This window comes from Janthinobacterium sp. GL_088 (genome assembly GCF_057837845.1).
Window position 1 is genome coordinate 3,359,961 of record NZ_CM174453.1, and the last position, 14,841, is coordinate 3,374,801.

At 63.5% G+C, this 14,841-nt stretch carries 9 protein-coding genes and 2 tRNA genes; 8 read left to right on the forward strand and 3 right to left on the reverse strand.

The features are described 5' to 3' along the window. Positions 1–201: 201 nt before the first annotated feature. The 4 genes from AC3IQ7_RS15155 to AC3IQ7_RS15170 all read left to right on the forward strand — a co-directional run bounded on the left by AC3IQ7_RS15155 (position 202) and on the right by AC3IQ7_RS15170 (position 3,107). Positions 202–474 (forward strand): HU family DNA-binding protein, encoded by a 273-nt coding sequence (locus AC3IQ7_RS15155; protein ID WP_010398442.1) that lies wholly within the window; start codon positions 202–204, stop codon positions 472–474. Positions 475–599: 125 nt separating this feature from the next. Then, positions 600–676 (forward strand) — tRNA-Asp (locus AC3IQ7_RS15160). A 17-nt stretch (positions 677–693) separates the two neighbouring features. Next, positions 694–770, forward strand: a tRNA-Asp gene (locus AC3IQ7_RS15165). A 411-nt stretch (positions 771–1,181) separates the two neighbouring features. Next, positions 1,182–3,107 carry a SurA N-terminal domain-containing protein gene (locus AC3IQ7_RS15170; RefSeq protein WP_489206520.1) on the forward strand — a complete coding sequence of 642 codons (1,926 nt, stop codon included), beginning with the start codon at positions 1,182–1,184 and terminating at the stop codon, positions 3,105–3,107. Positions 3,108–3,176: 69 nt separating this feature from the next. On the opposite strand, the gene AC3IQ7_RS15175 is transcribed toward AC3IQ7_RS15170, so the two are convergent. Beyond that, complete coding sequence (locus AC3IQ7_RS15175) at positions 3,177–3,866, reverse strand: arylesterase (RefSeq protein ID WP_489206521.1); 690 nt, start codon at positions 3,864–3,866, stop codon at positions 3,177–3,179. A gap of 124 nt (positions 3,867–3,990) precedes the next feature. Here AC3IQ7_RS15175 and AC3IQ7_RS15180 point away from each other — a divergent pair, with 124 nt between their 5' ends. Next, positions 3,991–4,638: an ABC transporter ATP-binding protein gene (locus tag AC3IQ7_RS15180; RefSeq protein WP_070301963.1), complete on the forward strand. Its 648-nt coding sequence runs from the start codon at positions 3,991–3,993 to the stop codon at positions 4,636–4,638. Between the two features lie 53 nt (positions 4,639–4,691). Here the strand turns inward: AC3IQ7_RS15180 and AC3IQ7_RS15185 are convergent, their stop codons facing one another. Continuing rightward, complete coding sequence (locus AC3IQ7_RS15185; RefSeq protein WP_489206522.1) at positions 4,692–6,239, reverse strand: NAD(P)H-hydrate dehydratase; 1,548 nt, start codon at positions 6,237–6,239, stop codon at positions 4,692–4,694. A gap of 133 nt (positions 6,240–6,372) precedes the next feature. Between AC3IQ7_RS15185 and AC3IQ7_RS15190 the strand changes: the two genes are divergently transcribed. Further along, positions 6,373–9,945, forward strand: coding sequence for a hydantoinase B/oxoprolinase family protein (locus AC3IQ7_RS15190; RefSeq protein ID WP_489206523.1), 3,573 nt, complete (start codon positions 6,373–6,375; stop codon positions 9,943–9,945). Here the strand turns inward: AC3IQ7_RS15190 and AC3IQ7_RS15195 are convergent. Continuing rightward, entirely contained in the window at positions 9,927–10,883 is a 957-nt protein-coding gene (locus AC3IQ7_RS15195; protein WP_489206524.1) for an AraC family transcriptional regulator, read from the reverse strand. The genes AC3IQ7_RS15190 and AC3IQ7_RS15195 overlap by 19 nt on opposite strands. Positions 10,884–11,061: 178 nt before the next feature. Here AC3IQ7_RS15195 and AC3IQ7_RS15200 point away from each other — a divergent pair, with 178 nt between their 5' ends. Together AC3IQ7_RS15200 and AC3IQ7_RS15205 are read left to right on the forward strand one after the other, a co-directional pair. Further along, complete coding sequence (locus AC3IQ7_RS15200) at positions 11,062–12,108, forward strand: NAD(P)-dependent alcohol dehydrogenase (protein ID WP_092716513.1); 1,047 nt, start codon at positions 11,062–11,064, stop codon at positions 12,106–12,108. Between the two features lie 300 nt (positions 12,109–12,408). Then, complete coding sequence (locus AC3IQ7_RS15205) at positions 12,409–14,835, forward strand: membrane-bound PQQ-dependent dehydrogenase, glucose/quinate/shikimate family (RefSeq protein WP_489206525.1); 2,427 nt, start codon at positions 12,409–12,411, stop codon at positions 14,833–14,835. Positions 14,836–14,841: the final 6 nt, after the last annotated feature.

Sequence of the window (14,841 nt, forward strand, 5' to 3'; positions counted from 1 at the left end):
TTTACCCCTGTTTTCCCCAAACAAGCGCTTTTAGAGCGCTTGTTTTATATTGAAACGTGAATTGCGCCCCCAAAGCGCTTGACACATATACAGTGTGGCTTGTTTAATACGCCTGCACATTTTTTTCGCCGGACAGCTGTGGTGCCAAAAGTGCCGCAACGATACGGTAAACGTTTTATACCTTTGTAATTGGGGATGCTAGTGAACAAGACTGAATTGATCGACCACATTGCTGAAAAAGCTGACATTTCCAAAGCCGCCGCTGCGCGCGCACTCGACGCTGTTATCGGCGGCGTGACGGAAACTTTGAAAAACAACGACAGCGTGACGCTGGTTGGTTTTGGCACTTTCTCGGTCAGCGAACGCGCTGAGCGTACCGGCCGCAATCCGCGTACGAAAGAAGCGATCACGATCGAAGCTGCAAAAGTTCCAAAATTTAAAGCTGGTAAAGCTTTGAAGGATGCTGTAAACTAACGGACTTCGGTGAGGTGACAATCACCGGAAACATTTGGCGGCGCCTCCGGGTGCCGCGATTTCAGGGTTGAAGTTCTTCGAATAACAGCCCTGGATACAAATGCAAGTAGTACTGTGTATTTTTCGGAGTGGTAGTTCAGTTGGTTAGAATGCCGGCCTGTCACGTCGGAGGTCGCGGGTTCGAGTCCCGTCCGCTCCGCCAAAAAAATACGCTCTTAAGGAGTGGTAGTTCAGTTGGTTAGAATACCGGCCTGTCACGTCGGGGGTCGCGGGTTCGAGTCCCGTCCGCTCCGCCAGAATATAGAAGCCCGCGCTGCTGAATAAGTAGCGCGGGTTTTTCTTTTTCAGCGCCAGATTATCTCCGCGCGCCTGCTTTTTAAAATCCCCTCCTGCCGTTTTGAATAAAAACGCCTGCGTTTAAATCCGCTTTAAGCTGCGCAGGGTTAAATGCCCGAGTCCGGCGCCTTGCCGTCCAGGCGGCGCCAGGGCAGGGCGCGCGCCCTGATTTACTCTTGCTATAGCGCTATGGGCATTGTAGAATCAGGAGATAATGGCTTGGGCGTCAGAATCCTGCTTTAGTTCCAGCGCCAAGTTGTTGAATCTAAAGGGGAAGTGGACATCTGTCCCGTCCATTCCGCCGAAGAAATCAAGGCGAACGCATGTTCGCCTTTTTTTATAGTGATCCACTCATCCCGAATTGGCTGACCATGTTTGAATTTATTCGTACCCATCGACGCTTGATGCAGTTTCTCCTGATGCTGGTCATCGTCCCGTCTTTTGCACTGGTCGGTATCAGCGGCTACCAAAGCTTCGGCGACGGCGCGAACACCATCGCCAAGGTCGGCGACCAGGTCGTTACGCAGCAGCAATATGAAGAAGCGCAACGCCAGCAGATCGACCGCTATCGCCAGATGATGGGCGAGCAGTTCGACCAAAAAATGTTTGACACGCCGGAAGCGCGCCAGAGCATCCTCGACAACCTGATCGCCGAGCGCGCCGTGGCCGCCGAAGTGGGCCGTAGCCACCTGGTCATCAGCGATGCCGTGCTGCAAAAGGAAGTGCTGGAAATCCCAGGCTTGACCTTGCCGGACGGTAAATTCGACCTGGAACGCTACAAGGCCATGCTGGCTGCCCAAGGCATGACGCCGCAGATGTACGATGCGCGCCGCCGCAGCGACCTGGCCCTGCAGCAACTGGCCGGCGCCGTGCAAGGCACCGCCTTCGCGCCGAGCACCGTCTCCAAGCGTTTGTCCGACATCACCTCTGAAGAGCGCGAAGTGCAGGAACTGCTGCTGCCGATCGCCCAGTACGTGCCGGAAGTCAAAGTGACGGACGCCATGATCAAGGCTTTCTATGACAAGAACAGCAAGTTCTTCGAAATCCCGGAACAAGCCAAGATCGAATACGTCGTGCTGGACGACAGCGCTGCCGGCGAGCAAGTTGATGTCACCGACGCCGACGTGACGGGCTACTACGCGAAGAACCAGAAAGCCTACACGACGGAAGAAGCGCGCCAGGCCAGCCACATCCTCGTCGCCGTCAAGAAAGACGCATCGGCTGCCGACAAGGCCGCCGCCAAGGCCAAGGCCGAAGCCATCCTGGCTGACGTGCGCAAGGCGCCTGCCAGCTTTGCCACCGTGGCGAAAGCCAAGTCGGAAGATCCGGCATCCGCGGAACAGGGCGGCGACCTGGGCGTGATTGGCAAGGATGGCTTGCCAGCTCCGCTGCTGAGCGCTGTCGCGAAACTCAAGCAGGGCGAAATCAGCGACGTCGTCGCTTCCGATTTCGGCTTCCACATCCTGACCGTCACCTCGCTCAAGCCACAGCACGTGCGTGCGCTGGACGAAGTGCGCGGCGAAATCACGGCCGACCTGCGCAAGCAATTTGCTGCCAAGAAATACTCGGAAATGGCGGAAACGTTCACCAACACGGTCTACGAGCAATCGGACAGCCTGAAGCCGGTGGCCGACAAGCTGAAACTGAAAGTGGAAAGCGTCGCCAACCTGTCGCGCACGCCGTCGCCAGCACTGGGCAAGGCGCCGTTCAACAACGCCAAGTTCCTGGCCGCCATCTTCTCGAACGATTCGCTGAAAGACAAGCGCAACACGGAAGCCGTGACCGTTGCGCCGAACGTGCTGATCGCTGGCCGGGTGGTGGAATTCAAGCCTGCCAGCAAGCGTCCGCTGGCCGAAGTCGAAGCGATGATCCGTCAGCGCGTGACCCTGGAAGAAGCGGAAAAGCTGGCCAAGAAAGCGGGCGAGACCAAGCTGGCTGCCTTGAAGGCTTCGGGCGACGCCAGCGGTTTCGGCGCTGCGCAATGGGTATCGCGCAGCAAGCTTGACGGCATCAACCGTGCCGCCATCGCGCAAGTCATGAAAGCGGACACGAGCAAGCTGCCAGCCTATGTGGGCGTGGACCTGCCAGCCCTGGGCTACGGCATCTACCGCATCGCCAAGGTGCAGCAGCCGGAGCAAGTCGACGCAGCGCGCCGCCAGCAAGAGAAAGACCAGATCAGCGGTATCCTGGCACAACAGGAAATGTTCGATTACGTCGAGTACCTGAAAGCCAAGGCCAAGGTGAAGATCGTCAAACCGGTCACCGCCCCAGCCACCCCAGCGCCGGAAGCGCCGTAAGATTAGTTTCCACACATAAAAATAGCCGCTTTCGAGCGGCTATTTTTTTTGTCTGCGGAATGGGCTGCTTTACTTTGCTTTCAGCAACGGCGCCAGTTGCGGCCAGATATTTTTCAGAATCGTCGGATGCGCCTTTGCATTCGGGTGCATGCGGTCGGCCTGGAACAGCTGCGGCTGGTCGGCGATGCCTTCGAACATGAAGGGCACCAGCGGGGCCTTCCATTCCCTGGCCAGCTTGCCGTACACGCCATAAAACTGCTCGCCATAGGCGCGGCCATAGTTGGGCGGCATGCGCATGCCCACCAGCACCACTTGCGCGCCCGATTTTTTGGCCGCTTCGCCCATGGCGCGCAGATTCGCCTCGGCGGCCGCCACGGGCAAACCGCGCAAGCCGTCGTTGGCGCCCAGTTCGATCAGCACGACGTCGGGCTGGTGCTTCGCCAACAGGGTGGGCAGGCGCGCGCGGCCGCCGCTGGTGGTCTCGCCGCTGATGCTGGCGTTGACGATGCGCGTATCGTTCTTTTGCGCTTGCAGCCGCTGTTCCAGCAGCGCCACCCAGCCCGTGCCCCGTGCCAGCCCATACTCGGCCGAGAGACTGTCGCCGAGCACCAGCAGCGTTTTTGGTGCAGAATAGGCGTTCGTCATGCCTGACACCAGGAGCAGGGCTGCCGCAGGAAGCAAGGACAGGGTGCGCCGCCGCATGCGGCTGCTGCCCTTGACACTTATTTGTTCACGAAATTTTTTAAGATAGATCAGCATGCCCGAATTCCCTAAAGCGACTTCCACCAGTTTTCTCCCGTCAGAGACAGCAGCACGGCGAGCAGCCCAGCAGCCCGCCGCAAGCAACAGCCAAAACGGCCAAAATGCCCGGCCGGCCATCGAAGTGGTCCAGCTGGCCAAGCGCGTACCCGATGCCGATGGTGAGCTGACCATCCTGCATCAAGTCGATTTTACCGTGCAAACGGCGGAGACGCTGGCCATCGTCGGCGCTTCCGGTTCCGGCAAGTCCACCTTGCTAGGCTTGCTGGCGGGACTGGACACGCCCAGCGAGGGCAAGGTCATCCTCGACGGCACCGATATCTTCGCCCTCGACGAAGACGGCCGCGCCGGTTTCCGCAAGGAAAAGCTCGGTTTCGTGTTCCAGTCCTTCCAGCTGCTGGCCCACCTGACGGCGCTGGAAAACGTCATGCTGCCGCTGGAATTGCGCGGCGACCCGGACGCGAAGGAAAAGGCGCAAGCCATGCTGGGGAGAGTAAACCTGGGCAGCCGTTTGAAGCACTATCCGAAATACCTGTCCGGCGGCGAGCAGCAGCGCGTGGCCCTGGCCCGCGCCTTCGTGACGGAGCCGCCGCTGCTGTTCGCCGATGAACCGACGGGCAGCCTGGACGCCGCCACCGGTGAAGCCGTGATCCAGCTGATGTTCGAGCTCAACCGCGAACGGGGATCGACCCTGGTGCTTGTCACGCATGACAGTTCGATTGCGGCCCGCTGCGGGCGGACCATCACGATTGCAGCGGGCAGGTTGGTGTAATTGCGGCTGGTGGTTGTCGGATTACGCGCTTGCGGGCTAATCCAACAACTCGCTCAAGCCTCCGACAAGGCATTGATCAATTTCCGGATGGCCGGGATCAATTCTCCGGCCGTCAGCCCGATCGGGCCGCTGCCTGCGGCCACCAGTGCATCGGCCGCCGCGCCGTGCAGCCATACGGCGCCCAGCGCCGCTTCCCATTCCGGCCAGCCCTGCGCCAGCAGGCTGCCGCACAGGCCTGACAAGACGTCGCCCGTGCCAGCCGTCGCCAGGGCGGGGCCGCCCGTGTTGTTGACGACTACATGGCCATCGGCTGCAGCGATCACCGTGCCCGAACCTTTCAATACGACGATGACGCCCAGCTGCGTGGCCAGCTGGCGCGCCGCGCCCAGGCGGTCGGCCTGCACCTCGGCCACCGTCATGTCGAGCAGGCGTGCCGCTTCCAGCGGATGCGGCGTCAGTATCGTCGCCCCCGCACCCGTGCGCACGGCCAGCGCCGATTGCAGCTCCGGCTCGGCCACCATCAGGTTCAGCGCGTCCGCGTCCAGCAGCAGGGGGCTGTCGCTGTCAATGGCACGCTGCAGCAGCTCCACCGTGCCGGTCTTGTCGCCGAGGCCGGGCCCCGCCACCAGCGCGGCAAAGTGCAGGCCCGAGAAATCCACGTCCCTGGCGTGCCGGCACATCAGTTCCGGCTGGCCGTTGTCGAAGGCGGGCGGTGCGTCGGGAAAGGCGATGTAGACGCGTCCCGCGCCCGCATGCAGGGCCGTGCGGGCCGCCAGGATGGGCGCGCCGGCCATGCCTTGCGCGCCGCCGATGATGGCCACGCTGCCATAGCTGCCCTTGTGCGTGTTTTGCCGGCGCGGCTGCAACTGGCGCGCGAACAGGTGCAGGCCGCCCAGCTGGGCCCTGGCTGGCGGCAGCAGGGCAGGGGCGATGGCCAGCGCGGCCACTTCCACTTCCCCCGCGTAGTCGCGGCCATTCGCCGTGTGCAGGCCCGGCTTGTCGCCGATGAAGGTGAGTGTATGCGTGGCGCGGATGGCGACGCCGTCGATGGCGCCCGTGTCCGCGTGCAGGCCGCTGGGCACGTCGAGCGCCAGCACGGGGCAAGCGAGATTGTTGACCAGCTGCGCCATGTCGCGGCATTCGCCATCCAGGGGACGCGACGCGCCGATGCCGAACAGGCCATCGATGACGAGGTGCCAGGGCGCCGCGCCCACTGCCGCCGACGCCATCGAGGTTGCCGCTTCCATGCAGCGCGCGGCACTGTTGCGCGCGCGGCTCAGCGCCTGTTCGCGTTCGGGCGACGTGGCTTGCGCCTCGGGCGCCAGCCAGACGAGTACCTCGGTGCCGCTGCCGGCCAGGTGCGCCGCCGCTTCCAGCGCGTCGCCGCCATTGTCGCCGGGGCCGGCCAGCACCAGTACGCGCCGGTGGCCCGCGCTGTCGCCATCTTCCTGGGCGTGCAGCAGCTTCAGGGCGGCACTGGCGGCAGCCTGGCCCGCGCGCTGCATCAGCAGCCCTTGCGGCAGGTCTTGCATGGCCGCTTGTTCGATGGCGCGCAATTCGGCGATGGAGTACAGCGGTGTGGAAGAGTCGATCAGGGGCATGGAGCGTGTTCCGTTAGTCAGCATGTCTTCAACATAAGGCCGAAGCGGACGAAAGGCAAGGCGCGCACGCCTGCAGTGCGTCGTAAATTGTGCGGCTACAATAGCCATCTCACATAAGCGCGGGGGTAGGGCGATGGACTGGCAATTCTGGATCGACCGGGGCGGCACCTTTACGGACATCGTGGCGCGCCGTCCTGACGGCAGCCTGGCCACGCATAAGCTGCTGTCGGAAAACCCGGGCCAGTACCGCGACGCGGCGCTGACCGGCATGCGCCAGCTGATGGACCTTGGGCCTGGTACGCCCTTGCCCGTGGAACAGGTGGGCGCCATCAAGATGGGCACGACGGTCGCCACCAATGCGCTGCTCGAACGCAAGGGCGAGCCCACCGTGCTGGCCATCACGCGCGGTTTTCGCGACGCCTTGCGCATCGCCTACCAGAACCGCCCGCAGCTGTTCGCCCGCCAGATCATCCTGCCGGAACTGCTGTACGGCGACGTGATCGAGATCAATGAACGCACGGGCGCCCACGGTGAAGTCGTGACCCCGCTCGACGAACCCGCCGCGCGCGCCGCGCTGGAACAGGCTTATGCGCGTGGCGTGCGCGCCATCGCGGTCGTGCTGATGCACGGCTGCCGCTACCACGCGCACGAGGCGCGGGTGGCGCAGCTGGCGCGCGAAGTGGGTTTTACGCAGGTCTCCGTATCGCACGAGGTCAGCCCCATGATGAAACTGGTGGCGCGCGGCGACACCACGGTGGTCGACGCCTATCTGTCGCCGATTTTGCGCCGCTACGTCGACCAGCTGGCGATGGAGCTGCCCGGCGTGCACCTGCAATTCATGCAGTCGAACGGCGGCCTGACGGATGCGCGCGCCTTCCAGGGCAAGGACAGCATCTTGTCCGGCCCCGCGGGCGGCATCGTCGGCATGGTGCGCGCCAGCGCCCTGGCCGGCTTCGATAAAGTCATCGGCTTCGATATGGGCGGCACCTCCACCGACGTGTCGCATTACGCGGGCGAGTTCGAACGCGTGTTCGAGACGCAGATCGCCGGCGTGCGCATGCGCGCGCCCATGATGAGCATCCACACGGTGGCGGCCGGCGGCGGCTCCATCCTGCATTTCGACGGCGCCCGCTACAAGGTGGGGCCGGACAGCGCGGGCGCCAATCCCGGCCCTGCCAGCTACCGGCGCGGCGGCCCGCTGGCCGTCACTGACTGCAACGTCATGCTGGGCAAGCTGCAGCCAGCTTTCTTCCCCCGCGTGTTCGGCCCCGACGCGAATGAAGCGCTGGACGCGGCCACCGTGCGCACCCAGTTCGAAGCGCTGGCGCGCACGGTAGACAGCACCCCGGAACAGGTGGCCGAAGGTTACATCGCCATCGCCGTAGGGAACATGGCCAACGCCATCAAGCAGATTTCCGTGCAGCGCGGCCACGACGTCACCGAATATACGCTCACCAGCTTTGGCGGCGCGGGCGGCCAGCACGCCTGCCTGGTGGCCGATGCGCTGGGCATGCGCACGGTGTTCATCCACAGCCTGGCCGGCGTGATGTCGGCCTACGGCATGGGCCTGGCCGACCAGAGCGCCATGCGCGAGCGGGCCATCGAAGCGGCATTGGATGTGGACCTGGAGGCTGATTTCGCGGCGCTGGGAGAACTGGCGCGCGGCGACTTGCTGCGCCAGGGCGTGGGGCAGGAACGCATCGAGCTGGTGTCGCGAGTGCACCTGCGCTATGAGGGCACGGATTCGGCCCTCGTCGTGCTGTTCGACACGGCCGTCGGCATGCAGGCGCAGTTTGAAGCGGCCTACAAAAAACGCTTTTCCTTTTTGATGCCGGCGCGCGCCTTGATCGTCGAGGCCATTTCCGTGGAAGCCATCGGCGCGTCCGATGCGCCGCAAGTGGCCGCGCCGGTCCATGCACCGCGTGCAGGCCTGCTGGCGCCCGTGCAGACGGTGGCCATGTACTGCGCCGGCGTGTGGCGCGACAGCGGCCTGTATGGGGCAGACAGCCTGCGCCCCGGCGATAGCATCGATGGCCCGGCCATCGTCAGCGACGCCAACGCCACCACCGTGATCGAACCGGGCTGGCGCGCGGACGTCACGGCGCACGGCCATTTGATCTTGCGCAGGGTCGCCGCCCTCCCGGAGCGGCGCGCCATCGGGACGCAAGCCGACCCCGTGATGCTGGAAATTTTCAATAATCTGTTCATGTCGATTGCCGAGCAGATGGGCCTGCGCCTGCAAAATACGGCCCATTCCGTCAACATCAAGGAACGGCTCGACTTCAGCTGCGCCATCTTCGATGCGCAAGGCCATTTGATCGCGAATGCGCCGCATATGCCCGTGCACCTGGGGTCCATGGGCGAGAGCATCCGCACCGTCATGACGCGCAATGCGGGAACCATGCGGCCGGGCGACGTCTTCATGCTGAACGACCCGTACCACGGCGGCACGCACTTGCCCGACGTGACGGTGATCTCGCCTGTGTTTGACGAAGCGGGCGGCGCCATCCTGTTCTATGTCGGTTCGCGCGGCCACCATGCGGACATCGGCGGCACGACACCGGGCTCCATGCCGCCCGACTCCACGCGCATCGAGGAAGAGGGCGTGTTGATCGACAATTTCAAGCTGGTCGACGGCGCCACGGGACTATTGCGCGAGGCGGAAACACTGGCCCTGCTGGCGGGCGCTAGCTGGCCGGCGCGCAATCCGCAGCAGAATTTGGCTGACCTGCGCGCCCAGGTGGCGGCCAACCAGAAGGGGGCCGAGGAGCTGCACAAGATGGTCGCGCATTTCGGTTTGCCTGTCGTGCAAGCCTACATGGGCCACGTGCAGGACAATGCCGAGGAAGCCGTGCGCAGGGTCATCACCACCCTGAAGGATGGCGGCTATGTGCTGGACCTGGACAACGGCGCGCGCATCCAGGTGGCGATCAGGGTCGACGTGGCGCGGCGCAGTGCCGTCATCGACTTTACGGGGACCTCAAGCCAGCTGCCGAACAATTTCAACGCGCCGTCCGCCGTCTGCATGGCGGCCGTGCTGTACGTGTTCCGTACCCTCGTTGACGACGAGATTCCCTTGAACGCGGGCTGCCTGAAGCCTTTGACCGTGATCATCCCGCCCGGCTCCATGCTCAACCCGCAGTATCCGGCCTCCGTCGTCTCGGGCAACGTGGAAACCTCGACCTGCATCACGAATGCCCTGTATGGCGCGCTGGGGGCCATGGCGGCGTCGCAGGGAACGATGAACAATTTCACGTTCGGCAGCGCCAAGTACCAGTATTACGAGACGATATCGGGCGGCTCGGGCGCCGGGTCCGGCTTCGACGGCACGGACGTGGTGCAGACGAACATGACCAATTCGCGCCTGACGGACCCGGAAATCCTGGAATGGCGCTTTCCCGTGCGGCTGGACAGCTACAGCATCCGTCCAGGTTCCGGCGGGGCGGGGCGCTGGCACGGCGGCAATGGCGGCGTGCGGCGCGTGCGCTTCCTGGAAGCGATGACGGCGGCGATCCTGTCGAACAACCGCATCCATCCGCCTTTCGGCATGGATGGCGGCGCGGCGGGCGCGCTGGGACGCAATTACGTGGAGCGGGCGGACGGCACGGTGGAGCACCTGGCGCATATCGGCAAGACCGGCATGCTGGCGGGCGATGTGTTCGTGATCGAAACGCCGGGTGGCGGCGGTTACGGCAAGACGGAGTAGGCCATGTCAGCACTGGCACCGCTCAGTTGCGCGCGCACCTGGCCCACGTCGCGCATGGGCGCGCGGCCGAACTGGCGGCTGTATTCGCGGCTGAACTGCGATTCGCTGGCGTAGCCGACCCGGTAGCCGGCCGTGCCCGCGTCGATCTGCTCGACCAGCATCAGGCGCCGCGCTTCCTGCAGCCGCAGCAGCTTCTGGTACTGCATCGGCGTCATGGCCGTAATCGCCTTGAAGTGGTGGTGCAGCGATGACATGCTCATGTTCGCCATGCCGGCCAGGTGCTCGATGCGCAGCGGCTCGCAATAATTGTGCTTGATCCAGTCGATGGCTTGTCCCACCTGGTGCGACTGGCTGCTGGCCAGCGCCATGTGGCGCAGGCGCGCGCCGACGGGGCCATTGAGCAGGCGGTAGGTCAGTTCGCGGCGGATCAATGGCGCCAAGGTGGCGATTTCCGCCGGTTTGTCCAGCAGGCGCACGAGGCGCAGCATGGCGTCGAGCAGCTCGGCCGACACGTCGCTGACGGAAATGCCGCGCGTGGCGGGCAGGATTTTCTGCTGCGCCGCGCTGTCGCTGCTGCTTTCGCTATCGAGCAGCGCGGCCACGTCGGCGATGTCGATGCCCAGCACCACGCACAGGTGCGGCTTGTCCACGCTCGCTTCCACCACGCGGACCTGCACCGGCAGGTCGACGGACGTCAGCAGATACTGCATGCGGCTGTAATGGAAGGTGTCCGTGCCCAGGGTGACGTCTTTCGCCCCCTGCGCGATGATGGCCACGCTGGGGCGCGCCGCATGGAACAGCGATTCCGTGACCGACGACTGGCGGTGGAACGTCAGGTTGCCGATGGCCGTCGCGTAGTCGCCCGTGCGCGGCGCGTGGCGGCTGATCAGGGCGGCGATTTCATCTTGCGGGAGGATAGGTGTGGACAGGGTGGACATGTGGGCCAGTATGCGTCAGGTAGGTAAGGGCAGGGGTTGATCTTACGCAGATTTGGAGGATCGTGCAAAGGTCTTGCAGGATCGCGGTAACGGCGGGCCGGCATCTCGGGCACACTTGTGCAATCGCATGCATGGCACGCGTCCCCCTCGTCACACACATCTAGATACAGGAGTTTTCATGACCACCATCGCCAAAGGCTACGCCGCACTGGGCCCGACTTCCGCACTGCAACCGTTCACGTTCGAGCGCCGCGCCCCGCGCGAAGACGACGTGGCCATCTCGATCAAATACTGTGGCGTGTGCCATTCCGACATCCACCAGGCGCGCGACGAATGGGGCGGCGCCGCCTTCCCGATGGTGCCTGGCCATGAAATCGCCGGCGTCGTCACGGCCGTCGGCGCCAACGTCAGCAAGTTCAAGGTGGGCGACCACGTGGGCGTGGGCTGCTTCGTCGATTCCTGCACCACCTGCAAGACGCGCAATGTGGACCTGGAACAGTACATGCCAGGCCTGATCCAGACCTACAACGGCCTGGAAGCGGACGGCAAGACGGCCACGCAGGGCGGCTACTCGGACAGCATCGTCGTCAAGGAAGGCTATGTGCTGTCGATTCCGGACAACCTGCCGCTGGACGCGGCCGCGCCGCTGCTGTGCGCCGGCATCACGCTGTACTCGCCGCTGAACCACTGGAAAGCCGGTCCTGGCAAGCAGGTCGCCATTTTGGGCATGGGTGGCCTGGGCCACATGGGCGTGAAAATCGCCCACGCCATGGGCGCCGAAGTGACGGTGCTGAGCCAGACCCTGTCGAAGCGCGAAGACGGCCTGCGCCTGGGCGCCGACCATTACTACGCCACCAACGATGCGGAAACGTTCAGCAAACTGGCCGGCACGTTCGATCTGATCATCTGCACCGTGGGCGCTTCGATCGACTGGAACCAATATATCAACCTGCTGAAAGTCGATGGCAACATGGTCATCGTCGGCATCCCCGACGGCGCCGTGCCGCCCGTGAACGCCTTCGGCCTGGTGGGCGCGCGCCGCAGCCTGTCCGGCTCCATGATCGGCTCGATCAAGGAAACCCAGGAAATGCTGGATTTCTGCGGCAAGCACAATATTGTGTCGGACATCGAGATCATCCGCATCCAGGATATCAATGAGGCGTTTGAGCGCGTCGTCAAGAGCGATGTACGCTATCGCTTCGTGATTGATATGGCCTCTTTGTAACGCTCGAGAAAAAGCCCAGGGCGTTGTTGCCGCGTCTCGCCGTAGTATTCGTACTGTCTTCGACGCGGCGCCTAGCCCTGGGCGTTTTTCGAGCGTTCCAACGGCGTTTGTTTAAACGTCAAAACCGGCAGCACCTCCTCCCATCCCCGCTAAAAATCAAGCTCCTGCGTCAATTTTTCTTTCCTTGCGTCAAAAATCGGCATAAAATGAAACCGTACAGTACAGTTTCACTACGTAGATTTAAAAAATCAGCCATCCCCGGCGTGTTGGCCTGGGCAGGGGAGGCGTCATGGATAAAAAATGGACACTTCAGTAAATAAAGGGGCGCCGGCGATCCCGGCGGTCTTCAGGGGCAAGCGGCTTGCCTTGACGGTTTTTGGCGTTTTTCTTGGATTTTCCGGCCTGGCCCTGGCGGCGGGCGGCATCGAACTGATTACCCTCGGCGGTTCCTGGTATTACCTGCTGGCTGGACTCGGTTTGACTCTCGCCGGCGTGCTGTATTTGCGCCGCAAGCCGCTGGCGAGCGGCGTTGTCGGCGTGCTGGTGCTGGCCACTTTGCTGTGGGCCGTGTGGGAAATCGGCTTTGCCTTCTGGCCCATGGTGCCGCGTTTGGCGCCGTTCCTCGTCATCGGCCTGGCGGCCGCCTTGCTGCATCCGTGGCTCGCGGGTCGCAAGCATAATGGGCAGTCGCGCGGCTTCGCGGCCCTGTTTGCCGTCGTGCTGGTGGCCGGTTTCGCTGCCATGTTCAAGCCGCACGGCGTGCTGGATGCCACCGCGCAGCCGCAGCAGGATGTTGTGACGGCCATCAATGACGGCAGCGCCAACTGGGCGCATTATGGTTATGGACCGAAGGGCACGCGCTTCGCGCCCTACACGCAGATCGACAAGGCTAACGTCGATCAGTTGCAAGTGGCGTGGACTTACCGCTCGGGCGAGCTGGCCGAAGGCGCGTCCGAAGCGCAAAACACGCCGCTGCAGATCGGCGACACCATCTACACGTGCACACCGACCAGCAAAGTCATCGCGCTGGACGTGGACACGGGCGAGGAGCGCTGGACTTTCGATCCGAAGCCGGCCAACACGAAAACGTGGAACCGCTGCCGTGGCGTGGCTTACTACGAGCCGGCCAAAGTGACAAAGCCATTTCACTTTGACGGCATGACAGCGGCCAGCGCGCCGGTGGCGGGCGTTTGCGCCAAGCGCATCGTGCAAGTGACCATGGATGCGCGCCTGATTCAGATCGACGCGCAGACGGGCAAGCAGTGTGAGGGCTTCGGCGACAAGGGTTCCGTCGACCTGACCGTCGGCCTGGGCAAGGTCAAGATGAACGTGCCGTACTACGCCTACACGTCCGCGCCCACGGTGGCGCGCAACCTGATCATCCTCGGCGGCTGGGTCTTCGATGGCCGCTCCACCGACGAACCGTCGGGCGTCGTGCGCGCCTACAGCGCCGACACGGGGGAACTGGTGTGGGCCTGGGACCTGGGCAATCCGGCCATCACGAAGCTTCCGCCGGAAGGGCAGACCTACACGCGCAGCACGCCGAACATGTGGTCGACGCCCGCTTTTGATGATGCACTTGGCCTGGTCTATCTGCCGACGGGGAACGAGCAGCCCGACTTCTGGGGCGGCAAGCGTCCGCCATTGACGGAAAAATACGCGTCGGCCATCGTCGCCCTCGACATGGCCACGGGCCGCGAGCGCTGGACGTATCAAACCGTCCACCACGATATCTGGGATTACGATGTGGCCGCGCAGCCGGCCCTGTACGACGTCCCGGACGGCAAGGGTGGAAAAATACCCGCGCTGGTGCAGCTGACCAAGCGTGGCCAGATATTCATGCTGGACCGCCGCACGGGCAAACCGATAGCCGAAGTCATCGAAAAACCCGTGCCGCAGGAACACGCGGCCGGCGACTGGGTGGCAAAGACGCAGCCATATTCCACCGGCATGCCGGCCCTCGGTGCGGAAACGCTGACGGAGCGCGACATGTGGGGCGCCACCTTCTTCGACCAGCTGGCGTGCCGCATCAGCTTCCGCAAGCTCAATTATCAGGGCGAGTTCACGGCGCCCAGCACCCGCGAAACGCTGATCTATCCGGGCTACTACGGTGGCTTCAACTGGGGCGGCGCGGCCGTCGATGAAAGCAATGGCTATATGTTCGTCAACGATATCCGCATGCCGCAAGTGGTCAAGCTGGTGCCGCGCGAAACGGTGGACGTGGCCAAGCTGACGTCGGGCCACGGCGTGGGCAGCACTTATCCGATGGATGGCACGCCGTTCGTCATCGACCACAAGGCGTTTAACTCGCCGCTGGGCATTCCCTGCCAAAGTCCGCCATGGGGCGTGTTTGCCGCCATCGACCTCAAGACGCGCACGAAAGTGTGGGAGCGACCGGCCGGCACGGTGCGCGATGCCGTCATCAACGGCGTGCGCGCCAGGTTGCCTATCCCGCTGGGCATGCCGACCCTGGGTGGTGGCGTGAGCACGGCGTCCGGCCTGGTGTTTTATGCGGGCACGCAGGATTACTATTTGCGCGCCATGGATATCGCCACCGGCCGTGAAGTGTGGAAGGCGCGCATGCCTGTAGGTTCGCAAGGCACGCCGATGACGTATGTGTCGCCCAAGTCGGACCGCCAGTACGTCGTGGTGGTCGCAGGCGGCGCCCGCCAGAGCCCGGACCGTGGGGATTACGTGATAGCATACGCGCTTCCCAAGACACAGTAAGAGTTT

Excerpts from the sequence above, each read along its gene's own strand:
- AC3IQ7_RS15175 (WP_489206521.1), bottom strand. The coding sequence starts at position 3,866 with ATGCTGATCTATCTTAAAAAATTTCGTGAACAAATAAGTGTCAAGGGC.
- AC3IQ7_RS15185 (WP_489206522.1), bottom strand. The coding sequence starts at position 6,239 with ATGCCCCTGATCGACTCTTCCACACCGCTGTACTCCATCGCCGAATTG.
- AC3IQ7_RS15195 (WP_489206524.1), bottom strand. The coding sequence starts at position 10,883 with ATGTCCACCCTGTCCACACCTATCCTCCCGCAAGATGAAATCGCCGCC.
- AC3IQ7_RS15205 (WP_489206525.1), top strand. The coding sequence starts at position 12,409 with ATGGACACTTCAGTAAATAAAGGGGCGCCGGCGATCCCGGCGGTCTTC.
- AC3IQ7_RS15200 (WP_092716513.1), top strand. The coding sequence starts at position 11,062 with ATGACCACCATCGCCAAAGGCTACGCCGCACTGGGCCCGACTTCCGCA.
- AC3IQ7_RS15170 (WP_489206520.1), top strand. The coding sequence starts at position 1,182 with ATGTTTGAATTTATTCGTACCCATCGACGCTTGATGCAGTTTCTCCTG.
- AC3IQ7_RS15190 (WP_489206523.1), top strand. The coding sequence starts at position 6,373 with ATGGACTGGCAATTCTGGATCGACCGGGGCGGCACCTTTACGGACATC.